General features: G+C 62.0%; 20 protein-coding genes and 5 pseudogenes. 16 read left to right on the top strand and 9 right to left on the bottom strand.

The window, feature by feature from the left end:
- From AC3FKH_RS33600 to AC3FKH_RS33580, 5 genes and pseudogenes are all read left to right on the top strand, one after another.
- Positions 1 to 321 (top strand): annotated as a pseudogene (locus AC3FKH_RS33600) (acetyl-CoA C-acyltransferase); the annotation flags it as partial.
- A 97-nt stretch (positions 322 to 418) separates the two neighbouring features.
- Complete coding sequence (locus AC3FKH_RS33595; RefSeq protein ID WP_488679949.1) at positions 419 to 1,576, top strand: acyl-CoA dehydrogenase family protein; 1,158 nt, start codon at positions 419 to 421, stop codon at positions 1,574 to 1,576.
- Positions 1,577 to 1,635: 59 nt separating this feature from the next.
- Positions 1,636 to 1,870 (top strand): annotated as a pseudogene (locus AC3FKH_RS33590) (CoA transferase); the annotation flags it as partial.
- Between the two features lie 276 nt (positions 1,871 to 2,146).
- Positions 2,147 to 2,785, top strand: coding sequence for an AraC family transcriptional regulator (locus tag AC3FKH_RS33585; RefSeq protein ID WP_488679947.1), 639 nt, complete (start codon positions 2,147 to 2,149; stop codon positions 2,783 to 2,785).
- Positions 2,786 to 2,980: 195 nt separating this feature from the next.
- On the top strand, positions 2,981 to 4,513 hold the full coding sequence (locus AC3FKH_RS33580; RefSeq protein ID WP_488679946.1) for a class I adenylate-forming enzyme family protein: 1,533 nt from the start codon (positions 2,981 to 2,983) through the stop codon (positions 4,511 to 4,513).
- Between the two features lie 24 nt (positions 4,514 to 4,537).
- On the opposite strand, the gene AC3FKH_RS33575 is transcribed toward AC3FKH_RS33580, so the two are convergent.
- From AC3FKH_RS33575 to AC3FKH_RS33560, 4 genes are all read right to left on the bottom strand, one after another.
- On the bottom strand, positions 4,538 to 5,440 hold the full coding sequence (locus AC3FKH_RS33575) for a LysR family transcriptional regulator (RefSeq protein ID WP_488679945.1): 903 nt from the start codon (positions 5,438 to 5,440) through the stop codon (positions 4,538 to 4,540).
- 344 nt (positions 5,441 to 5,784) lie between these two features.
- Complete coding sequence (locus AC3FKH_RS33570; RefSeq protein WP_488679943.1) at positions 5,785 to 6,390, bottom strand: hypothetical protein; 606 nt, start codon at positions 6,388 to 6,390, stop codon at positions 5,785 to 5,787.
- A 29-nt stretch (positions 6,391 to 6,419) separates the two neighbouring features.
- The gene (locus AC3FKH_RS33565) at positions 6,420 to 7,922 is read right to left on the bottom strand and encodes an FAD-dependent oxidoreductase (protein WP_488679942.1); all 1,503 of its coding nucleotides are present in this window, start codon (positions 7,920 to 7,922) and stop codon (positions 6,420 to 6,422) included.
- A complete protein-coding gene (locus AC3FKH_RS33560) occupies positions 7,919 to 8,161 on the bottom strand; it encodes a hypothetical protein (protein WP_488679940.1) in 243 nt (80 codons plus the stop codon). Before AC3FKH_RS33560 ends, AC3FKH_RS33565 begins: the two co-directional genes overlap by 4 nt.
- Positions 8,162 to 8,451: 290 nt before the next feature.
- Between AC3FKH_RS33560 and AC3FKH_RS33555 the strand changes: the two genes are divergently transcribed.
- From AC3FKH_RS33555 to paoC, 7 genes are all read left to right on the top strand, one after another.
- The gene (locus AC3FKH_RS33555; protein ID WP_488679950.1) at positions 8,452 to 9,126 is read left to right on the top strand and encodes a TetR/AcrR family transcriptional regulator; all 675 of its coding nucleotides are present in this window, start codon (positions 8,452 to 8,454) and stop codon (positions 9,124 to 9,126) included.
- Positions 9,127 to 9,481: 355 nt separating this feature from the next.
- The gene (locus AC3FKH_RS33550; protein WP_488679939.1) at positions 9,482 to 10,375 is read left to right on the top strand and encodes a LysR family transcriptional regulator; all 894 of its coding nucleotides are present in this window, start codon (positions 9,482 to 9,484) and stop codon (positions 10,373 to 10,375) included.
- A 143-nt stretch (positions 10,376 to 10,518) separates the two neighbouring features.
- On the top strand, positions 10,519 to 11,565 hold the full coding sequence (locus AC3FKH_RS33545) for an NAD(P)-dependent alcohol dehydrogenase (protein WP_488679937.1): 1,047 nt from the start codon (positions 10,519 to 10,521) through the stop codon (positions 11,563 to 11,565).
- Between the two features lie 53 nt (positions 11,566 to 11,618).
- On the top strand, positions 11,619 to 12,857 hold the full coding sequence (locus AC3FKH_RS33540; protein WP_488679935.1) for a Bcr/CflA family multidrug efflux MFS transporter: 1,239 nt from the start codon (positions 11,619 to 11,621) through the stop codon (positions 12,855 to 12,857).
- A 79-nt stretch (positions 12,858 to 12,936) separates the two neighbouring features.
- Positions 12,937 to 13,584, top strand: coding sequence for an aldehyde dehydrogenase iron-sulfur subunit PaoA (gene paoA / locus AC3FKH_RS33535; RefSeq protein ID WP_488679933.1), 648 nt, complete (start codon positions 12,937 to 12,939; stop codon positions 13,582 to 13,584).
- Complete coding sequence (locus tag AC3FKH_RS33530; protein WP_488679931.1) at positions 13,581 to 14,546, top strand: FAD binding domain-containing protein; 966 nt, start codon at positions 13,581 to 13,583, stop codon at positions 14,544 to 14,546. The genes paoA and AC3FKH_RS33530 overlap by 4 nt, the downstream gene beginning before the upstream one ends.
- Positions 14,536 to 16,731, top strand: a complete 2,196-nt coding sequence (gene paoC / locus AC3FKH_RS33525) for an aldehyde oxidoreductase molybdenum-binding subunit PaoC (protein WP_488679929.1) — start codon at positions 14,536 to 14,538, stop codon at positions 16,729 to 16,731. Before AC3FKH_RS33530 ends, paoC begins: the two co-directional genes overlap by 11 nt.
- A gap of 9 nt (positions 16,732 to 16,740) precedes the next feature.
- Here paoC and AC3FKH_RS33520 read toward each other — a convergent pair whose 3' ends face one another.
- Complete coding sequence (locus AC3FKH_RS33520) at positions 16,741 to 17,655, bottom strand: LysR family transcriptional regulator (RefSeq protein ID WP_488679927.1); 915 nt, start codon at positions 17,653 to 17,655, stop codon at positions 16,741 to 16,743.
- A gap of 104 nt (positions 17,656 to 17,759) precedes the next feature.
- On the opposite strand from AC3FKH_RS33520, the pseudogene AC3FKH_RS33515 reads away from it, so the two are divergent.
- Positions 17,760 to 17,891, top strand: a pseudogene (locus AC3FKH_RS33515) (cupin domain-containing protein); the annotation flags it as partial.
- 9 nt (positions 17,892 to 17,900) lie between these two features.
- Here the strand turns inward: AC3FKH_RS33515 and AC3FKH_RS33510 are convergent.
- Positions 17,901 to 17,978: pseudogene (locus AC3FKH_RS33510) on the bottom strand (SDR family oxidoreductase); the annotation flags it as partial.
- 294 nt (positions 17,979 to 18,272) lie between these two features.
- A pseudogene (locus AC3FKH_RS33505) lies at positions 18,273 to 18,440 on the bottom strand (helix-turn-helix domain-containing protein); the annotation flags it as partial.
- A gap of 192 nt (positions 18,441 to 18,632) precedes the next feature.
- Between AC3FKH_RS33505 and AC3FKH_RS33500 the strand changes: the two are divergent.
- From AC3FKH_RS33500 to AC3FKH_RS33490, 3 genes are all read left to right on the top strand, one after another.
- Positions 18,633 to 18,899, top strand: a complete 267-nt coding sequence (locus tag AC3FKH_RS33500; RefSeq protein ID WP_488679925.1) for a carboxymuconolactone decarboxylase family protein — start codon at positions 18,633 to 18,635, stop codon at positions 18,897 to 18,899.
- Positions 18,900 to 18,928: 29 nt separating this feature from the next.
- Entirely contained in the window at positions 18,929 to 19,291 is a 363-nt protein-coding gene (locus tag AC3FKH_RS33495; RefSeq protein ID WP_488679923.1) for an aldo/keto reductase, read from the top strand.
- A gap of 126 nt (positions 19,292 to 19,417) precedes the next feature.
- Entirely contained in the window at positions 19,418 to 20,359 is a 942-nt protein-coding gene (locus AC3FKH_RS33490; protein WP_488679921.1) for a LysR family transcriptional regulator, read from the top strand.
- Positions 20,360 to 20,416: 57 nt separating this feature from the next.
- Here AC3FKH_RS33490 and AC3FKH_RS33485 read toward each other — a convergent pair whose 3' ends face one another.
- Complete coding sequence (locus tag AC3FKH_RS33485) at positions 20,417 to 21,508, bottom strand: alpha/beta hydrolase (protein ID WP_488679919.1); 1,092 nt, start codon at positions 21,506 to 21,508, stop codon at positions 20,417 to 20,419.
- A 1,391-nt stretch (positions 21,509 to 22,899) separates the two neighbouring features.
- On the bottom strand, positions 22,900 to 23,123 hold a 224-nt coding region (locus AC3FKH_RS33480; RefSeq protein ID WP_488679917.1), incomplete at its 5' end, for a hypothetical protein.

Here is a 23,123-nt window from a genome sequence, read left to right as displayed (position 1 = left end):
CCGGTGCCCGCGGTGAAGAAGCTGCTCAAGCGCCTGAACCTGACGCTCGACCAGATGGACCTGGTGGAGCTGAACGAAGCCTTTGCCTGCCAGGTGCTGGCCGTGCTCAAGGGCTGGGACTGGAACGACCAGGATGCGATCGAGCAAAAGCTCAATGTGAACGGCTCGGGCATCTCGCTGGGTCACCCGATCGGCGCAACCGGTGTGCGCATCCTGGCCACGCTGCTGCACGAACTGCAGCGCCGCGGCGGCCGCTATGGCCTGGAAACCATGTGCATCGGCGGCGGCCAGGGTATCGCCGCGGTGTTTGAGCGCTACTGAGCCACCGCATTACTCCTGGCCAGGGCACGGCCCTGTTCACGGCGTGAAGAAGACGGCCGGGCTGTGCCTGCCGTCCCGCCATCTAGGAAAACCTGAAATGATCCGCGATAACGACACCCTCGAAGCCCTGCTTGACAGCGTGCGCCGCTTTGTGCGCGAACGCCTGGTGCCCGCCGAGGCACTGGTGGCCGAGACCGATGAAATCCCGCAGGACATCGTGCAGGACATGCGCGACATGGGCCTGTTCGGCATGACCATCCCCGAGCGCTTCGGCGGCCTGGAACTGACCATGGAAGAGGAAGTGCGCGTGGTCATGGAGCTGTGCCAGACCTCGCCGGCGTTCCGCTCGCTGCTGGGCACCACCGTGGGCATCGGCTCGCAGGGCATCCTCATGGACGGCACGCCCGAACAGCAGGCCGCCTGGCTGCCGCGCCTGGCCACCGGCGAGATCCTGGCCTCGTTTGCGCTGACCGAACCGGACGCCGGCTCGGACGCCGGCTCGCTGCGCACTACCGCAATCAAGGATGGCGACCACTATGTGGTCAACGGCACCAAGCGCTTCATCACCAACGCGCCGCAAGCCGGCATGTTCACGCTGATGGCGCGTACCAATCCTGACATCAAGGGATCGGCCGGGGTTTCGGCATTCATCGTCGACGCCAGGACGCCGGGCATCAGCTTCGGCAAGCGCGACGTGAAGATGGGCCAGAAAGGCGCGCACACCTGCGACGTCATCTTCGAGAACGTGCGCGTGCCGGCCGCCAACCTGATCGGCCTGAAGGAAGGCCAGGGCTTCAAGACCGCGATGAAGGTGCTGGACAAGGGGCGCCTGCACATCGCCGCCGTCAGCGTCGGCGTGGCCAGACGCGTGCTGCGGGACGCCCTGAACTATGCGCTGGAGCGCACGCAGTTCGGCCAGCCCATCTGCGAATTCCAGCTGATCCAGGCCATGCTGGCCGACAGCCAGGCCGAACTCTATGCGGCCGAATGCATGGTGATCGACGCCGCTCGCCGTCGCGATGAGGGCCGGAACGTTTCCACCGAAGCCTCGTGTTGCAAGATGTTCGCCACGGAGATGGTGGGGCGCGTGGCGGATCGCGCAGTACAGATCCTCGGCGGTTCCGGATACATCTCCGAATACGGCATCGAGCGTTTCTACCGCGACGTGCGCCTGTTCCGCCTTTACGAGGGGACCACACAGATCCAGCAGGTCATCATTGCCCGCAACATGATCCGCGAGGCGCGGGGCGCCTAAGGGTGGCGCCACCCTCCTCAGGCCTGCCCTCCCGCTCTTGCGCCACTGCCTGCTTTGCCATGACAGATTCCCCCGCTACCCCGACTGCTGACTTTCCGCCCCCTTCCCCGCGCACCGGTGCCTTGAGCCACCTGCGCGTCCTGGATCTCTCGCGCGTGCTGGCCGGGCCGTGGTGTACCCAGAACCTGGCCGACATGGGCACCCACGTGATCAAGATCGAAAAGGCCGGCGAAGGCGACGATACCCGCCATTGGGGCCCGCCGTTCCTGCAGGACGAGGCCGGCGAACCCACCTGGCAAGCCTGCTCGCACCGCGGCATCCGCGTCGCACAAAAGCGCTACCCGGCCGCGCAGCCACCCGCCGGGCAGCGCGTAAATCAGGTGGTCAGCGCGGCCAGCCCGCTGCGCCTTTCGGAGACGCCCCCAACGCTGCGCTACGCGCCGCCAGCCCTCTGCCAGCACACCGAAGAGGTACTGCGCGACTACCTCCAGCTCAGCTCCCAGCAACTGGAAGGATTGCGCGCCAGCCGCGTGGTGTAAGCCGCCAGGCCGCATCGAGCTCGCCTCAGCCATGCGCGTCCAGTTGCAGTCCGGTTCGCATGTCCACCTGTCGCGGCTGGTGCCGGCCTTCCCGCTGGTGATCACGGCGACACAGGGAAAGACGCGGGTCAGGCGGCGCGGCTTCGAGCGCGTCATAGTTCCGGGCCATCGCGTCGTTGTTGCGCCGTTCGAGGCAATCGACCTGTACCTGGAAGGCGGTGCAGCCCAGCCGGCAGCCTGCAGCCTTGAAATCCAGTTCCAACCCGGCAGCATGTCCGAGCCGTCCCTGTACCACCGTCTGTCACAGCGTGTGTTTGCCCAGCCGCAGCACACCTGGACCGCGGCCTTCATCGCTGACCTGTTGCATGCTTCGCCAACGCAGGTTCGCCGCACGCTGTTCTCGGAAGGCGCCGCGCTGACTGAGCTGTGCCGTACCCAACGGCTAATGCGCGCGCTGTTCGAAGTCCTGAGCGATGGCATCGGCGCTGAGGAACTGAAGCGCCGCATCGGCTGGTCGCCTCGCAGCGACCTGGAGGCCGCCCTCTATGACTGGTTCGGCTTGTCGCTGCACGCGCTCCGGCGGTTGGCAACCGGTCGGTCTGCCGGCGCCGTCGTCACGGGACGTGCCGTCGCCTTCCTGCCACCATGGCCCGAACAGCAGCTCGCCTGAATTTGCCGGCAATGAGGGGGCCAGCGTCGCAGATCACCCTGTTCCCGCGCTGGCAATCCGCTTTCGGCAACCAAGAAATCTACCTTTGCCGATTACCGATTGCGCCGCATTTTCGGTGCACATACACTGGCGTCGTTCTGCTTGCGCCCCGCCCTGTCGAACGGCTTTCTACCCCCGCACAAGGAATTCCGCGAGATGCCACCGGACCGAGACACCACCCAACGGATCAGCGACATCCCACGCCACTGGGCCACCCAGACACCCGAACAAGTGGCCGTCTTCGAGGATGGGCGGACGGTCACGTTCTCGCAGCTGTGGGCAGGCATCAAGGATGCGCAGCATTATCTGCAAGCGCAGGGCGTCGGCACCGGCGATCGGGTACTGATCGTGGCCGAAAACTGCCTGGCGGTGATCACACTGGTGTTCGCGTTGTCGGAACTGGAGGCGTGGCCGGTCGTCGTCAACGCCCGTCTCTCGGAACGGGAAATCGAGGTGATCCGGGCGCACTGCCGGCCGCGCCTGCTGCTGTTCACCCACGCGGCGTCGCCAGATGCGCTGCGGCACGGCGTGCGTTATCGGGCACGGGAGATTGGGCCCGCCGGGCTTGGCCCGCTGATGGCCAGCGCCGTCGACGAGACCAGCGAGCGTGAACCAGAAGCGCTCGCGCGCGAGGTCGCTGTGCTGATCTACACGTCCGGCACCACGGGGCAGCCCAAGGGCGTGATGGTCACGCAACGGGGCTTGCTGCACTTTGCGCGCGTCACGGTGGACTCCCGCCGCATGCAGGCCGACGATTGCGCCTATGCGGTCATGCCCATGTCGCACGTCTTCGGCCTAGGGACGCTGCTGGTCTCGACGCTCCAGGCCGGTGCAAGCCTGTACCTGAGCGCGCGCTTCAACGCGGCGGACATCACCGCAGCGATCCGGCAGGGCGCCATTACGCTGCTGCAGGGCGTGCCGATGATGTTCAACCGCATCGTCGCGTACGTGCGGGCGAGCGGCATGCCACTGGAGCCGTCGCCCAGGCTGCGCTACCTCTACACAGGCGGCGGCCCGCTCGATCCGACCCTCAAGCGCGAGGTCGAGGCGATGTTCGGCCAGCCGCTGCACCATGGCTACGGCATGACCGAGTATGCGGGTTCACTGTTCGTGACGCGCATGGACCGGCCGCGCACCGATTGCTCGGCGGGCGAGATCGTCGAGGGCGCCAAACTGCAGGTGGTCGGGCCGGACGGCAAGCCGGTGCCGGAGGGCGAGCCGGGCGAGCTATGGGTAAGAGGGCCGGGTGTCATGCGCGGCTACTACCGCGCGCCGGAGCTGAGCGCCGAAGCCTTGCGCCCCGGCGGCTGGCTCAACACCGGCGACATTGGCCGGCTGGGCTCGGACGGCGCCTTATTCATTGTCGGCCGCACCAGGGACCTGATCATCCGCTCCGGCTTCAACGTCTATCCGATCGAGGTCGAATCGGTTATCAACACGCATCCGTCCGTGCGCCTGTCGGCAGTTGTCGGGCAGCCCACCGCCGACGGCAACGAGGAAGTGATCGCCTTCGTCGAGATCAAGGATGGAGAGAAGTTCGATGCGTCGGCGCTGCACGACTACCTGGTTGAGCGCCTGTCCCCATATAAACGCCCAGAGAAAATCCTGCGCGTGGCCACGATCCCGACGACAACCAGCGGCAAGCTGCTCAAGCACCAACTCAGGCAGATGGTCGCCAAGCAGAAATAGACAGCAATGGTGTCGGGGTGTCCTTCAGTCCTGGCGTCCGATGCCATCCTCGACCAGCAGGTCCACCAGCTTGCGCGCAAACAGCGGCAATCCGCCAAGGTCCGCGACGCATATCTGCAGCTTGCGCTCGGCCCAGTCGTCGTTGAGCTGGACGATCCGGAGCGCCATCGTACCCGCGTGGCGGGCCGCGGTGCTCTCCGGCAGCACGCCGACGCCGACATTGGCCTCGATCATCCGGCAGGCGGTCTCGAAGTTGCTGACCTGGACGCGCCAGCGCAACTCACGCTGCAAATCCGCGGCGGCCCGCTTGAGGAAACTGTGGATCGCGCTCGCCTCGGGCAGGCCGATGAAATCGTAGTCCAGCGTCTCAATGAAATCCACGCTGTTGTGCTCGGCCAGCGGGTGGCTCAGCGCCGTGGCAAGAACCAGGCGATCGCGCCGGTATGGCATGACCTCCAGCCCTTCGGTACGCACGTTGCCGGCAATGATGCCGATGTCCACCATTGCCTCCTGCACCGCGCGCACGATGTCCGGGCTCAGCCGTTCGTGCATGTCGATGGTCACGTCAGGATGGTTGACGAGGTAGCTGCGCAACACGGCTGGCAGGAACTCGCTCATCGCGGTCGTGTTGGCAAAGACACGCACATGGCCTTTCACGCCTGACGCGTATTCCTGGAGATCGCCGCTCAACTGCTCCAGTTGGCGCAATACGCGGCGCGCGTGGGCCAGCAGCGTCTCCCCTGGCCCGGTCACTTTCACGCCCTGGCTGCTGCGGCTCAGCAGCTTGACGCCAACATGCTCCTCCAGGTTCTTGATGCGGGTACTGGCCGCGGCCAGGGACAAGTGTGAGCGTTGTGCACCGCCGGTCAGGCTCTGGGCCTCCGCGATATGGGTGAACAGTTTCAGATCGACCAGATCAAAGCGCATCACATCCTTCCCAAGCGTCGTGCCGGATTATCTCCCCACGCAGCGCGCCGTACACGAACGCGGCGCGATTTCCGGACCCGCCGGCGTGAATTGCCGCCCTCCTCCAAGGCGGAGCGGGGGCCGGGCATCCATTGGGGGCGTCCTCTCACTAGCGTGAGGTGGATTCTGCCCCCCATAGAGCAACCTCCACCGTCGCCGGGATCGAGGCAGTCGCATTTGATTGAGCCGAACGTCGGCGCGCCATGGCGATCGAGAAGTTGATCGTAGTGATATTAGAGTTCATAGCTGCGCTCGAATTCTTAGTCAGCATCGCTTACGAATGCCTTGCTTCAGGACAGGCATGTTTAGCGCGGAAATACACCGGCGATGGGTCCTCGTGACCAGTAGGGGACGTATTCATTGACGACATCGATGTGCGCCGCCAGTTCGCCATACGCCGAAAGTCCCAGCGGGCCAGTATCGACATCGTCGAGCAATTCGATCAATGCCGCGTACTCGCCGACAGTTTCACCAACGTTTCGAACAACTCGAACCTGCCGCACGGCGGGCCTCTGCTCGAACAGTTCGGAGGTTCTGGCAATGACTGTACGCTCGTCGGCAGGGTCGACATTGCGAAAACGAATGAGCAAAAGCCGCGTCATCGGACCGGTGATGGCATTGCCGGGATAGAGTTGCTCTCCAAACGCTCGCCACAGGCCGCGCACGCGACCGAGTATCCGCTTTGACCACGGAGAAAAATTGGTGCCAGAGATAGCGGCATACCCCGGCTCTCCGATAACTCCCGCGTCCCGCAGGTCGTAGAATGCGATATAGCGCGGCCAGCCCTTGACACAAACGAAGCGGTTCGCGGTCTCAATTCCGTCGACAGCCTTGCGCTCTGGCAGATGCTCCGTGTCGTACCAGTCATTGAATTCCTCCTCGAGTGCCGGCGGTGGTTCCATCATCACCATCAGAAATCCTAGCCTTCTGGACATTTCACTCATCCCTCTGCGTCACGTTCCTGTCCACGAGCGAACGGTGACGCGACTGTACGATCGGACGACGTTCGTACGACAGCCCTTCGATCTGCCATGATCTTGTCAGCTACGCGCAAGCTCATGACCGCCGATTTCGTCAAACCACCGACGTAGCCTGCCGCACTGCCTCCCTCGACTCCGCCCGTCGTGCAACCCGACGCATGCAATCCGCTAATCCGCTCACCGCTTTCGCGCATCACATGACCGTGTTCGTCGACTGCCAAGCCTCCCATCGTGTATGTCACACCGGAGGCAATGCGCACCGCGTAGTACGGCGGGTGCATGATCGGGTAGGCACGCATGCTGGTGGTGGTTCTCGCCGGCATAAGCTGCTGTGTCGTCCCCGATTCCACTGCCCTGTTGTATTCTGCGATGGTTGCCTCGAGCTGAGTGCCGGGTAGGTTCAACTGAGCGGCCAAGCCGGCCAACGAATCCGCTGCGCGCACGGCGCCGCCGGCCAGCACAAGGTGAGGATTCGCGGGCAAGATGAACTGTGTAGCAGGGCCGTCCCAGATCGCGCGATCCAAAATGACGATGGCCGAGAGGGGGTCGTCGAGTCGCGCGACACAGTTCGTCATGTAGACGCCGCCGAGCCCTTCGTCCATAAAGCGGCGTCCCGTACCATCGACTACGGCGGACGCCCCACAGACGTAGTCGAGGATAGGATATGGCCATAGTGAATCGTTCGCCAACGCGACCTGGCACAGCAGATGACCGTACACATTCTGCATTCCAGTCAGCGAGGCCCCCACTTCGCGCGCCATCATCAACGCATCGCCAGCGCCCGTCGCTGCCCCGCGTTGCTTGATCTTCTCCGGCGCGGGTGATACGAACTCGCGCATCAGCGACATATTCGCCTGAAAGCCGCCATCGCAGAGAATGACGTCAAGAGCTTTCACCAGCTCCACGCGACCTTGACGGTCGATCCACACGCCGGTGCAACGTCCTTGGTCCATCTCGAGCCGACGTGCCCGCGCGCCTTGCAGAAGCGTTCCGCCAAGCGCGTTAAGCCGATCGCGAAGCTTGCGCAGCATTACATCACCGCCACGACCCTGCCAGTGCAGACCCGGCTTCATCAGGCTGGGCGGGGCAAGAAAATTTTGCTGCCAGGCGTTCGGACCGGCCTTGATGAAGCGAATTCCCTGCCCCTTGAGCCAACTGACCGCCGTTCGGCCCTCTCCGGCGATAGCCGCAGCCAGTGCGGGATTGGCGAAACCACGCGTAACCTCGCGAATCGTATTCTCTAGCCCGCTGGCGTCGTCGCTCACGTTATGGAAGCAGACATGAAACGCCCCGCCCGTGAACCGGCTATTGCAGCGATACAGGGTGTCCTCGCCCTTCTCCAGGACCACGACCTTCAGTCGCAACTCGGCCGAACGCACTGCCGCGACCATCCCGGCAATCCCGCCACCGACGATCGCGACATCGTATGCGTGCGCGATAGATGACGACTGGCTCGAGTTCATTTAGGCAGCAACATGTCAGTAATCAGCTGCACCAACTCGACCAAGGTGCGCGCAACCACGAAGACAAAGATGCCTGCAGCGATGCCAAGACCGACCGCCGGAACGGCGCCGAATATCGGCAGCGTGACAAAAGCGGCGATGAATACACCAATCCCGATCACATACGCGAGCCATGGCCCATGTCGGACCACAAAACGGAGCATGGGGTAGTGCGGTATGTTGAGATTCAGCGGTTTCATGCGATAGCTTCCAAACCGTACTTTTGAGGGATGCTGCCCGAATCCGCCCACTCACGGCGCTTGCACCTGAGTACACGGCACATTTCGGGCGCTTAACATGAATGACTGTTCATTCAGTTTCGCCGAGGTGATTGGGCATTTCAACGAGAGTAAACCCGAATCACCCCGCGATGGACTCGGGAAGCATGGTCTGTAAAGTGCTGATTACTGCATGCATTAGTGCCCCTCGCGGGCAAACTGAATATTCGTTCATAATAGAGATCGACCCGATCTTGGAAACCGAACAAATCATGACATTGAAGAGCGTCGTCGAAGACCCATTGCTGGTCGCCAAGCGACGGAGCCAGTTGGCGTTGGCAGCAATCACTTTGTTCTCCCGAGAAGGCTTTCATAAATCGACGGTGAAGGACATCTCAGACGAAGCGGGCGTCAGTGCTGGTCTTGTCTACCAATATGTCTCCGATAAGCAAGACCTCCTGTTTCTTGCCCTTCTTCATATCGTTCAGCGCAACAAGGAAGAGATCCCGGCTGCGCTGAAAGGGGTCAAGGATCCGCTCGTCAGGTTGCATAGCGCGATCGATGCATATGCGCGGGTGATTGCGGCGAACCGGACGGCTGTGATGCTGACCTACCGCGAAACCAAGTCGCTTAAGCCCGAATACATTGAGCAGCTTAAGCAACAGGAACTCGAAACCAATGGCTTCATTGAGGCCTGCATGCACGAGTGCATCACGGCCGGTTATCTCAACGAGACAAACGTCGAACTGCTCGTCTACCGCATCATCACGGCGACACATGCCTGGGCACTCAAGCACTGGCGGCTCGTGGAAATCGTGTCGCTCGACGAGTATCTGGAGCAGGCCATTCATGCGTGCTGGACGCCGTTGTTCACGGCAAAGGGAAGCCGGCACTATGAGAAGCTGAAACGCGAAGGACGCCTAGAGAACACACGTACGGAAGGTTAAGCTTGCGCCTGCATCTAGCCGCAGCATATCTGCATAGCAAAGACAATGCGCGCCACCAGACTCCAGAGGAACAGCACCGGATCGGGTGGTGGCACCGACGGCGGCCGGTATTCCATTTTGCTGTGGCGGCGTGTGCTGCCGCGCTGACTCCGGCGTGCTCCGCGTCGGGCCCGCCGCCTAGCCGGCGCCGCTATCTCGACGTTGTAACAGCCTACAGGCACAGCGCAATGCGCTGGACCTCGGCACACGCCTGTGCCGCGCAACCGTTCAAGTGATACGCGCCTGGGGGCGGCTGGTGCGACAACGGAACAGCCGGATACCATATCCTCCACACGATCCCGGATATAGTTCAACGATGGCAAGAGAGGACATCAACGATCTACTCGCTTTCGTCAAAGTTGCACGCGAGGGCAGCTTTACGCGAGCAGCTGCGCTCCTTGGGGTATCGCCGTCGGCATTGAGCCATGCCGTTCGCGGGCTCGAAACCCGGCTCGGGGTCAAGCTGCTGGTCAGCACCACACGAAGCGTGTCCACAACCGAGGCTGGCGAACGGCTGTACGTAAACGTGGCACCCCGGTTCGAGGATATCGACGCCGAGTTGGCTGCCTTGGGAGAGTTTCGCGAAAAGCCCGCCGGGACGATTCGCATTACTTCGGCGGAACACGCCGCCAACACCGTGTTATGGCCGAAGTTGTCCGCCGCATTGAGAGACTATCCCGATATCAACGTCGAGATTACAGTCGACTACACGCTCGCTGACATTGTCTCGCAGCGCTATGACGCTGGGGTTCGCGTCGGCGATCAGGTTGCAAAAGACATGATCGCCGTACGCATCAGCCCCGACATGCGCATGGCAGTCGTTGGCTCTCCTGCCTATTTTGCGAATCGACAGACTCCGAAGCATCCGCAGGACCTGGCGGCGCATGATTGCATCAATCTGCGGCTTCCCACGTATGGCGGTCTGCTGCAGTGGGAGCTTGCCAAGGGCAAGCACAGCATCAAGGCGCGCGTAAGCGGCCGATGGACATTCAACAGCAGTTCGCCAGTACTCCGGGCGGCGCTGGCTGGACAAGGGCTTGGCTACATCCCCGAAGGCCTGGCGCTGGAACACATCGCCAGCGGCAGCCTGATACGTGTGCTGGACGATTGGTGCCAGCCCTATCCCGGCTACTACCTGTACTATCCAAGCCGCCGGCAATCGTCTCGCGCGCTTGGCATCATCGTAGACGCATTGCGATACCGCGGCTAAGGCCTACAGAACGCATCGCCCAGCGATGCAATGCAGCCGCGATTCATGAATCCAGCTCAAGATCACATGCGTAATCTTGGTCTTAATCCATGAAGTGACAACCCGTAGCATGGCGGTACTCGAATTCCTTCCAGGAGCCGCAAATGCAAACGACCGGCTACGCCGCCTATAGCCCCGACACGCCTCTCGCGCCCTTTGCCTTCGAGCGGCGAGCCTTGCGCGACAACGATGTCCTGATGGAGATCCTCTACTGCGGCGTCTGCCACTCCGATCTCCATACAGCGCGCAACGACTGGGGCTGGAGCTACTACCCCATTGTTCCGGGTCACGAGATCGTGGGGCGCGTCATCGAAGTCGGTCCGACTGTCACCCGGTACAACGTGGGAGACCATGTTGCCGTCGGGTGCCTGGTGGATAGCTGCCAGACGTGCGACCAGTGCCATAAAGGCGAGGAACAACTCTGCCGCGAGGGCAATACCGGAACTTACGCCGGCCATGATCGCATGACTCACGAACCCACGCAGGGTGGATACTCGAAGCACCTGGTAGTGCGCGAGGAATTCTGCCTGCGCGTACCCAACGGGCTGGATCTGGCAAGGGCCGCACCGTTGCTGTGCGCTGGCATTACCACCTACTCGCCGCTACGGACGTGGAATGTCGGTCCGGGCAGCCGGGTAGGCATCATCGGCCTCGGTGGCCTCGGCCACATGGCCGTCAAGCTCGCCGTGGCGCTTGGTGCCGAAGTGACTGTTCTGAGCCGCTCGAAGGCCAAGGAACGCGATGCACTGGCACTGGGCGCCGATCGCCTGCTGGTCTCGTCCGATTCTGATGCCATGGCACAGGCAGCATCGTCGTTTGACCTCATCATCGATACGGTGCCGGTAAAGCACGACATCAATCCTTACGTTCCGCTGCTCGATGTCGATGCCACACTGGTCCTGGTTGGCCAGGTAGGCCCGCTGGACGAACCCAGCACGGTGCCGCTTCTGCTTGGCCGCCGTCGCATCGCAGTGTCCCCTATCGGCGGCATCCGCGAGACGCAGGAACTGCTCGACTTCTGCGCCAAAAAGAACATCCTGCCGGATTGCGAAATGATCCGCATAGATCAGATCAACGAAGCCTACGCGCGCATGGAGCAGGCCGACGTGCGCTATCGCTTCGTGATCGACATGGCTTCGCTTCAGGCGTAGCGCCCAACAGGCGGGGACTTCACCCCCGCCTTCCCTCCCTGACTCCCTATCCGATGACCTCGCCATCGTCTACTGTCGACGCCGCGGCGCCGCAATACGCCTTACGTCTGATGCTGATCCTCAGCGCGCTGATGTCGTTCGCATCCATTTCGACGGATATGTATCTACCCGCGCTGCCGACCATCAGCCGGATGATGCATGCGAACCCGGCCAACATTCAGCTCACCTTCTCCGCGTTCCTGATCGGCTTCAGCGCCGGTCAGCTTATATGGGGCCCAATTGGAGATCGCCGTGGTCGGCGCCTGCCGATCGCCATCGGCCTGGTGCTGTTTACGATCGGTTCCGCTGGTTGCGCGATGTCGACAACCGTATGGCAAATGATGGGTTGGCGCGTGGTGCAGGCACTGGGTGCATGCGTCGGTCCCGTACTGGCACGGGCGATGGTGCGTGACTTGTACGCACGCGATGACGCCGCGCGCGTACTCTCAACCCTGATCCTGATCATGGGCGTCGCGCCATTGCTGGGGCCACTGCTCGGCGGCCAGATACTGGCATGGTGGTCCTGGCAAGGCATCTTCTGGACCTTGGCATTGGTGGGACTGCTGACCATCCTGTCGCTGCGTGCCATGCCGGAAACACTGCCCCCCGGGCGCCGCAGTACGGACCCGATGCGCAACGTGCTGCGCGATTACCTCTCCCTGGTCCGCGATCCCCGGCTGATTGGCTATGCCCTCTCCGGCGGGTTTTTCTACGCCGGTGCCTACACGTTTATCGTCGGCACCCCCTTCGCATATATCGACTACTACCACGTTTCCCCGCAAGCCTACGGTCTCCTGTTCGGTGTGAATATCGTGGGAATGATGGCAGCAAATTTCGTCAACGCCCGGCTGCTAAAGACCATCGGAAGCGAACAGCTCTTCCATCTGGGCACCTGGATACTGGCGGGATCAGGCGTAATGCTGGCTCTGGATGCGAGGTTCGGATGGGGCGGACTGGCCGGTCTTGCACTGCCGATCTTCCTCTACTTGTCGATGAACGGGCTCATCGTCGCCAACTCCGTTGCGGGCGCCCTATCGGGATTTCCTCACAAGGCCGGCTCTGCATCCTCAGTGGTGGGGGCCATGCACTATGGCAGCGGCATTCTGAGCGCCGCGATGGTGGGCTGGTTCTCCGACGGCACGCCATGGACGATGGCATGGATCATGGGCGCTGCCGGCATCGGCAGCCTGGCCACCTCAATGCTCTCGCGGCGTTTTCACACGAGACAGGCGACCGCGTCCTGCCTGGGCTGAATGGTTTGGTCTGGAAGCTTTCTGACTGAGCAATAGCGGTCGGGAGGCCGATTCGTCGACGTTCCAAGAGGGGAAACTTATGGAAGACCTATGCGAAGTCAGGATCTCCCGGCGAGATTTGCTAAAGGTCGGCGCCGCCTCGGCAGCTGCCGTTGCCATGCCACTGGCCGTCGCTGGCGACCGCGCCCCGGACCCAATGACTGTGCGACCCGTCGTGTCCGAGAAGATCTCGCTGGTGGTCAACGGAACGCAGCGCACGCTGGACCTCGACACGCGCACCACGCTTCTCGATGCCTTGCGGGAACACCTCCATCTGATCGGGACCAAAAAGGGTTGTGATCACGGCCAGTGTGGCGCATGCACGGTGATCGTCGAGGGACGGCGCATCAACTCGTGTCTGACGCTGGCAGTCATGAACGAAGGAGCGAAGATCACCACCATCGAAGGGCTGGGCACACCGAATCAGATGCACCCTATGCAGATTGCCTTCGTCAGGCATGACGGATATCAATGTGGCTACTGCACACCCGGACAGATCTGCTCGGCGGTGGCAGTCCTCCACGAAATCAAGGCGGGCATCCCCAGCCATGTCAGCGCGGACCTTACCGCAAGGCCCAGGCCGGACGCCGCCGAGATCCGGGAGCGCATGAGCGGCAACATCTGCCGCTGCGGCGCCTATGCGAACATTCTCGATGCCATCTCCAGCGTTGTGAGGAGCCAATCATGATGCCCTTCACCTACGAGCGCGCGCAAACGCCCGCCGAGGCTGCCGCCGCTGCCACTCGCACGCCAGGCAGTCGCTTCATCGCCGGTGGCACTAACTTGCTGGACCTGATGAAGCTCGGCATTGAATCGCCTGCCCATCTGGTCGACGTCAATGCGCTCAAACTGGACCGCATTGAAGCCACTGCTCAAGGTGGCCTGCGTATTGGCGCCCTGGTACGCAACACTGATCTTGCCGCCGACAATCGTATCCGCCGCAACTACGGCGTGCTATCCCGCGCCTTGTTGGCCGGGGCGTCTGGCCAGTTGCGCAATCGAGCGACCACCGCCGGCAACCTGCTGCAACGCACCCGCTGCCCCTATTTCTACGATACCAACCAGCCCTGCAATAAGCGGGCGCCTGGCAGCGGGTGCAGCGCAATTGGCGGAGTGAGTCGGCAACACGCGGTCATCGGCGCCAGCGATGCCTGCATTGCCACGAATCCGAGCGATATGGCCGTGGCAATGCGGTTGCTCGACGCCAGCGTCGAAACCGTTCGCGCCGACGGCAAGGTGCGCATCATTCCCATCGCGGATTTCTATCGGCTGCCCGGCAACACACCACACATCGAAACAGCGCTGGAGCACGGAGAGCTGATTACCGCGGTGACCCTACCCTCGCCGATCGGGGGCACGCACGTCTATCGCAAAGTCAGGGACCGGGCGTCATATGCGTTCGCACTAGTGTCGGTGGCGGCAATTGTCCAGCGTGATGGTACGGGCCGCGTTGCACTTGGCGGAGTCGCACACAAGCCGTGGCGCATGGAAGCAGCCGAGTCAGAGATGCCACGCGGCGCAGCCGCCGTGGCCCGGCGTCTTCTGGCCGGCGCCACCCCGACCCATGACAATGCGTTCAAGCTGCAGCTCGCGCAGCGGACAATCGATGCCGCGCTGGCGCTAGCCAAGGGAGGAAAGCATGAAATTTGATTCTCCGGCAACCACCAATCCCATCGATCAGTTGCGCGTAGTCGGTAAGGCCGTCAATCGCATCGAAGGCGCACGCAAGACAACCGGCACAGCGACCTACGCGTACGAATGGCACAATTTGCCCGACGTCGCGTATGGCTACATTATCGGGTCGGCGATTCCGAAAGGCAGGATTCTCTCTATCGACATGTCACAAGCGCGCCGAGCACCAGGCGTGGTAACGATCGTGAGCGCCGAGAATGCGGGAGCGCTCGGCAAGGGCTTATGGAACAATGCGCGCCTGCTGGGCGGACCGGAGATTCAGCACTACCACCAGGCCGTTGCCCTGGTGGTAGCCGAAACGTTCGAGGAGGCCCGCGCGGCGGCGCAATTCGTGCGTATCCGATATGCGCCGGCACAAGGCGCATACGATCTTGCCAACGCCCAGGCTACCGCCATGACGCCGAAGACGGGAACGCCGAACTCGGCAGTGGGCGACTTCGCCTCCGCATTCGGCAGCGCCGCGGTACAGCTCGACGCCACCTACACAACGCCGGATCAGGCCCACGCCATGATGGAGCCGCATGCGACACTTGCAGCATGGCAAGGCGACAAGCTCACGCTTTGGACATCGAACCAGATGATCGACTGGAGCCGTGGCGACGTCGCACAAACGCTTGGCATTCCCAAGGAAAACGTCCGACTTATCTCCCCGTTCATTGGCGGGGCCTTCGGCGGCAAGCTCTTCGTTCGCGCCGATGCAATCCTCGCTGCGCTGGGCGCACGCGCGGCCAATCGCCCGGTGAAGGTCGCCCTGCCCCGGCCGCTCATCTTCAACAACACCACGCACCGACCCGCCACCATCCAGAGACTTCGCATCGGCACATCGCCGGAAGGCAGGATTACGGCTATCGGGCATGAAAGCTGGTCCGGCGATCTCGGCGCGGTCAAGCCCGAGAACGCAGTGCAACAGACGCGCCTCCTCTATGCTGGCGAACATCGTATGACGGCGCTTCGCGTGGCTGCATTGGATTTGGCTGAAGGCAATGCGATGCGCGCACCGGGTGAGGCGCCAGGCTTAATGGCACTCGAGATCGCAATGGACGAGTTGGCGGAGAAGCTCGGAATGGATCCGGTCGAGTTTCGAATCCTCAATGACACGCAGGTGGATCCGGAGAATCCGGAGCGACCATTCTCTGCGCGCCGCCTCGTGGAATGCTTGCGAACCGGCGCAGCGCGCTTCGACTGGAAGTCGCGCAGTACCAAGCCGCGGAGCCGACGGGAAGGAAGCTGGTGGATCGGCATGGGCGTTGCCGCAGCGTTTCGGAACAATCAGGTTACGAAGTCCGCAGCTCGGGTCCGGCTCGACGGGCGCGGCACGGTCACTGTCGAAACGGACATGACCGATATCGGCACAGGTAGTTACACCATCATTGCTCAAACCGCTGCTGAGATGCTCGGGGTTCCACTGGACAACGTGGTGGTCCGTCTAGGCGATTCGGATTTTCCGGTATCGGCGGGATCCGGTGGCCAATGGGGCGCGAACAGCTCATCCGCCGGCGTGTATGCGGCCTGCGTTAAATTGCGCGAAGCACTTGCCACCAAAGCCGGCATTGACGTTGCCAACGCCAGATTCTCCGGTGGCTATATCCTGGCGGATGGCCGGAGCCTGCCTATCGCATCGCTGGCCGGTGATGGCGGCATGGTGGCGGAAGACCACATTGAGTTCGGCGACCTGACGCGCAGGTATCAACAGTCGACCTTTGGTGCGCATTTCGTGGAAGTTGGCGTAGACATTCACACCTGCGAAATCCGCGTGCGGCGCATGCTTGCGGTTTGCGCGGCGGGCCGCATTCTCAACCCGAAATCCGCGCGCAGCCAGGTCATTGGTGCGATGACAATGGGCGTGGGCGCCGCGCTGATGGAAGAACTCGCCGTGGACAAGCGTCGAGGATTCTTCGTCAATCATGACCTGGCAGGCTATGAAGTGCCGGTACACGCGGACATACCAAATCAGGAGGTCATTTTTCTTGATGAAGTGGACGCATATTCGTCGCCTATGAAAGCAAAGGGGGTTGGGGAACTGGGACTCTGCGGCGTCGGCGCAGCCATCGCCAATGCGGTGTATAGCGCTACGGGCGTCAGAGTTCGGGACTACCCCATTACGCTTGACAAGCTCCTCGCTCAGATGTCTGCGGCGGGTTGATGCGGTCATTCATGCATCGCGAGCCGGGTCATCATCGGGAACCCGTAGGGCGTCCACCAAGACAGCAAGCGCCCTGGACGACCCCTTGCGGTTCGCGTAGTAGAGGTGATAGCCCGGGAAGGTTGGGGACCAATCTTCCAGAACCCTCTCAAGCCGACCCTCAGCAATTGCCGAAGCCACGGTGTCCAACGGCACATACGCGATGCCAAATCCCGCGAGACAGGTGGTCACAATTTCGGCGATATTGTCGAGAACGAGTTGCCCGTTCACGCGTACCTGTATCGCCCGCTTGCGCTTGCTGAACTCCCATGCATAGAGACCGCCCTGTGTCGGCAAGCGCAAGTTGATACAGCAATGTCCCGTCAGGTCCTGAGGCTCAGCAGGCCTGGATCGGGATGCAAAGTATGCGGGCGTTGCCACAACCGCAATCGGCATATCGGGTGCGACGCGTACGGCGATCATGTCCTTTGCCACTTGGTCGCCCAACCGGAGGCCCGCGTCGAATCGATTCGCAACGATGTCGGTCAGGCCGTAGTCCATGCTGACCTCGAGCTTGATGTCCGGATACTTTGGCAGAACGTTGGCCAGCTTCGGCCACAAGACCGTGTGTGCCGCATGTTCCGTCGCGGTAATACGCAACGTGCCCGCCGGCCTGTCGCGAAGTTCGCCAACGCTTGCCAACTCGGCCTCGATTTCCTCAAACTGAGGCGCCACGGCCTGCTTCAGTCGCTCGCCGGGCTCAGTGGTCGAAACGCTTCGAGTGGTACGAGTCAGCAAGCGGACGCCAAGCCGCGATTCCAGTGTGCGAATCGAATGACTCAGCGCGGATTGAGACACCCCCAACTGACCCGCCGCACGCGTGAAACTACCTTCCCGCGCTACGGCGATGAAAGCAAGGAGGTCGTTGAAGTTGTCGCGGGGCATTCATGAATCCGGCTCAAAGCTCTTTGCGCATTCTAGCAAGCGCTGACGATACTAAATAGCTGAATCCCAGGTCCCAACGCTCCGTCCAAGGCTCTCAATAGGACTTCCCAGGTGCGGTTCGGGTGGATTCCTTCTTCGAGGCGTCATTGGCGGGCCGAGCAGGAGGTGGAACAGTCACCTTCGAACCAGGAGCACGGACCGTGTGGCATTCCCATCCGCCAGGGCAAACGCTTCTTTGGTGTTGTACGTGCGCCGCGCTTTCCCCAACGGACCGCCTCGGCCATCACGCGCAGCGAGTTGCCGCGCTTGGAGAGCTGGTAGGAGAGCCTTAACGAGCCGGCGGCTTTCGAATTCAATCCACCCTACCCTTGCCGCCAGCCCAGCCGTGATATCGCGAGGGTACTTAATTCGTTCTACGACATCGAACCCGCTGAGCCACCGTGGAACGGCAGTTGCGGGATGTGGAGATTCGCGACAAAGCGCACTGGGATGGCGGAAGCCATTCCAACACGTCGCTGCAAGCAACCACGCAGTAGCATTGGTCTGCTCCCGTGGCACCCGGATGGCTGGCGCCTGAAGACTAAAGGCACGAAATTCTTTGGCGCAGGACCCTCCACCATGCTGCGGGTCGCGCGAGTCGGTAAGCGCAGGCCCGGTCGGCTCTCCAGCGTCCGCATTGTATGGCTGAGCGCAGACTAGGAGACCCCCAGGTAACCCGCCGCGCGCGTGAAGTTTCGTTCGCGCGCGACCAAGAAGGTCAACAGATCGCTAATGTTTTCGCGCATTGATGAATCTGATTCATAGGTCCATACGAGTTGTTCAGTCTAGTCCGATTGCCTCCCGATCACCACAATGTGCCCGGGGAGCAAGCCTGGCTCGACGCAGCCACGCAGACGACCAGTGATGGACAGGAAATGACTCAAGACATATCCCAAACCGCGGCCTAGAAGGCCTTTGACGCCATTGCACGTCAATTTGTGAACCTCAACGACCACGTGCGCTTTGGACAGGTGTGGTCAGATCCAGCGCTCTCCAGGCGTGACAGGAGCCTCATCACTTGCGCGGTGCTGATCGCCACCGGCAAGAGCGAACAACTGGGCTTTCACTTGCCATTTGCCGTGCAGAACGGCGTGAGCCGCGAACTGGTCGCACTGACAACGCATCTGGCCTTCTACGCAGGCTGGGCAAGCGCAGTGACCGCGGTCAACCACATCCGCGAATTGCTGGGCAGCACTCGCAAGTAACCCACGAACCAAACCAGGGAATCCATTCCATGATCCACCGACCACTGGGCCGAAACGGCCTCAAGGTATCGAGCCTGTGCCTTGGCGCGATGATGTTCGGAGACCAGACCGGCGAGGCCGAGGCGCTCGAAATTATTGCCAGTGCCCGCGATGCCGGCGTGAACTTCATCGATACCGCCGACGCCTACAGTGCCGGCGTCTCCGAGCAGATAGTCGGCCGCACCATCCACGACGACCGCGACCGTTGGGTGGTGGCCACCAAAGTGGGCTATCCCGCAGGTCTGACTGCGCCCAACGGCGCCGACCTGTCGCGCGGCTACCTGATGCGGGCGGCCGAGCGTAGCCTGAAGAACCTCGGTACTGGCCACATCGGTCGCATTTCCCGGGGGTGAACATTTCAGGAAGATCGACATCGAGATAGCGCCTCTCGACGTCAATGCGAAATCGGAGTCGACCCAATTCGCCTACTCGCAATCAGTAGGCCTTGAAGGGTTCGACAACCGAGTCGGAATCTCATCATGAATCGTCTTGTTTCAATGCAGGCCTTCACGCGCGTGGTCGACGTCGGCACGTTCTCGCGTGCCGCCGACTCGCTCGACCTGCCCAAGGCCACCCTTACCCGCCTGATCCAGAGCCTCGAAACCCACCTGGGCGTGAAGCTGCTTCACCGGACCACCCGCCGCATCAGCGTGACCAGAGAAGGCTCGGCCTACTATGAACGTTGCGTGCGCATCCTCGCTGACATCGAAGAAGCCGAACAGTCCCTGACAAGCCATAACAATTCGCCAAAGGGCACGCTGTCGGTGAACACAACTGCCGGACTCGCTCGGCTCGCCCTGATCCCGAGTCTCCAAGACTTCTTCAAGGCTTACCCAGAGATTAAGCTGGACCTTACCATCAACAGCAAAATGATCGACCTACTGCAAGACGACGTCGACGTGGTGCTGCGCATCGGTACGTTTCCCGAATCGATGGTCGCACGGCGCATCGGCGAGCTAAAGCTGGCGTTCTACGCATCGCCAAGCTACCTAAAGCGTTTCGGCACCCCTCACGACCTGGCCGAACTGAGCCACCACAAGGCGGTGAACTACCTGTCCGACCGCACCGGGCGGGAGTGGCCGTGGCCGCTAGCGCGCGGCACCGAGCGCAGCGAAGTCCTGCTGCCGTCCGCCATCTCCACCAATGATGGCGATATCTACCTGGAGTGCGCACTGGGGGGACATGGTCTGGCCTGCCTCTCCCGCGCTGCAGCCGCGCCGTACTTGGCCAGTGGCCGGTTGGTAGAGGTTATGACGGACTGGCAGACCGAGGCGCTACCGATTTCTGCCGTGTACCCGAAGAACTGCCACCTCTCGGCCAAGGTGCGAGTATTTGTCAACTGGGTGGCTGACACGTTCGGGCGGCACTCGCACTTTGGCGTGGAACCGCAGCAACGCGCAGTCAGGCTGCACACCGTGTGAGCGTTGCAGGGCTAAGCTGACGCGGGTCCATCATGAGCTCGGCGGAACCGGCTGGTGTCAGCGGGCGTCGAGACCGAAACGGGCCAAGAAGGCGGACAGCAGATCCGCCACCTGCAGGTTGTTCAGGTCTGAAAACATGAAATGCGAGTTCCCGCTCAGCCCCGCGTCGGGCAGCAGGAGCAAGCTCGCCTGGCCGGCGCGCCGATTCAAGGCATCGACGAACATCGGCGCGGTGATCACCTGCGCGCGCCGCCCGTCGGCAAGAAGGTCGGAAATCGGCTGCTTCGGGATGTTGTCACCGTAGACCACCTCGATTGGCACTTTCGCCAGGTTCGCGAACTCCTGCTGGCCGATTGGAGCGCCGGCATCCTGCGTTTCCTGATATAGGGGAATCGGCGGGGGCACCTCGCCCTGCGGGAATACAAAACCAGGTTCGTAGCTCACGATGCCCTTCACGTTGGGCGAGCGCGCGCCGGCGAGCCATCCGTACTGACCTGAGGCCGAATGCGTAACCAGCACCGCCGGGCCGATCTTCTCGAGCAGGGCCACCAGGGCGCCGCAAATCACCTGCGGGTCGTCCGAGACCAGCGGCCGCACGTGTTGGAGAAACTGGTCGACCGCGTTCATCGGGAAGGCCTGCACCGGGAACACCTCGGGGTACTTCGGGCCCAAGCGCCAGCGGTTCCAGGCATGTTCGCGTCCGGGCGTAAACGTCGTTCCTGGGACGACCTGCTGTTTGTCGTCCAGCTTGCCCATCGATCCAGTGAAGCTCGGAAAGCCGGAGCGGCCGCCCCGCGGCAAGTCGACGATGTAGACCGGGAAGCCCCGGCGCAGGAAGATGGTCTGGAAGCCTTCGCGGCCGTCGGGCGTGCTTTCCCAGACACGCCCTGTACCCCCGGCGCCGTGCACCAACACGAGCGGCAGCTTGCGTGCGTTCAGCGGGATCTGGTACTGCACGTACATCTGGTCAATCCAGAAGGTCTGCCCCGCGCCGGAAGGATAAGGCAATGCGTCGGGATCGAAGGTCCCGGCGGCAGTCACCTGCCGGCCGCCGACGAAGAAGCTGCCCTGGCGTTCGATAGTGATGGGCTCGCCGGACGAGCCTGGCGGGGAGTTGGCACAGTCGGTCGCATCAAGGATTGCGGTCATGACTGTCGCGCGTAGATAGTCGCCAGGATCAAGCGCATCCGCGGGCAGTCGCCCGTTACCGCGCGGCGCCCGACAAGTCCTCGTTCATATAGCTCATCGTTTAAATAGTTCATCGCATCGTCTCGATTTTAGGAATTGAGGGTAGGCGGTAAGGTAGTTGCGCGTTCGCGTTAAATGTCGTCAGGTTGTCCCGCTGGACACGCGAGTCCGATTGCCAATGCAGGTGGGGGTGAGCTCGTGACGGCGGGCACGAGGCTGGCGGGCTCGACTACGTTCTTCAACCGGAAGAATGATGGTGGACGGTGGAGACGCCGGCCGTTCCACGCTACAAGATCCACCACGCCAGTTCGCCGTCGTCACACAAATTGCGGAAGACCCAACATTCCTTTGTTCTACGCCTGCGCATCGGCGCCGGCGCAGCATACTGTCCATCAAGGCGATCGCATTCAGACGGCAAGTCTATTGCATGGAGACGTGTGTCATCTTTGCGATTCACGGCAAACACCTTGCTATGCAGTAACAATAGCCCGCCGAGGTCCGTCACCGGCTAAGGGTCGCGAACATGTCAGCAGTCGTGAAGGGCAGTTGCGTGCATTAGCGATCTGCCACAGTGACCGATTCAGGGTTGGAACTGGCGGGGGAGCGTGCCAGCGCCGTGGCGAGCGATTTAGGTTTTTCGGGACGCGCCCTCTATTAGGCGGGTGCCAGCCCCGCGGCTATCCAGCTAGGCGTGCGGTTCCCACCCCGCAATTGCCAACCTCAACCGCATGAGCCGCTGCCGGCTCGAGCCAGGACTCAGGCTCCTTGGGAACGGCCAACATCGTCAAACCCAGTCCATCCAGCACCCGCGAGTCGCGCTCGAGATTGACGCCCTTGCCATTCTCCTGTGGACAACATGCCGACGGAGCCCCCCCAATGTCTCGCCGTCTAGTCAATGGGCAGCCCGTCTTCCGCCCGGGTGGCGCGAATGCAGGTCCCCAGGTTGGTGAACGGTGCGAATCGTTGCGCGCGAACGAGGTGTCGGTTCAGGGAGGGGGCGCAGCATGGGGGAGAAGGCGGGAACAACGAGCGGCGACTGCCCTGCATGTACTTTCATGATCGCGAAACTACGTCAGGTTTGGTGATGGTCACGTCAGGCAGGACGGCCGTACGCTGGCGGGCACGCCCCGCCGCTAGCCGCATACAGGGGTTGGCTTGTGGTGCTGGCGATTAATTGCGTTTTGTCTCGAGGATAGGACGGTTGAGGCGTTGTTGAAGATCGCAATTCGTGCGAGCCGCGCTCATCATTCGTGAAGGAGAGCCGTGAACTGTAGATGGAATGGTCGCCTCCCGCCCCGGCCTATCGGCGACCGTGGACGGCCCAGTCTGCCAGACATGAGCTCCCATGTGTGTCACAGTGGCGATTCTGTCGTCGTGAACTGTAGTAATCGCGGTACCAATTCGTAGAAATGTTCCTCCGCGCGCTTAATCACGCGGAAAGTATCATCTTTACTTATATGGTCGCCTCCCTTTTGCAAGGGATATTTGTCGATAGCCAGTAGGGTGGTTGCGGACTTATATTCGGACTCGATCGCGGAACTAAGTCCGCCGGCCCCGATGGATTTCGCCGCAGAGG

The sequence above is a fragment of the Cupriavidus sp. 21MJTG02-4 genome, assembly GCF_057798975.1.
The sequence above is the reverse complement of the archived record's forward strand: the minus strand, read 5'-3'. Positions and strand labels throughout refer to the sequence as shown.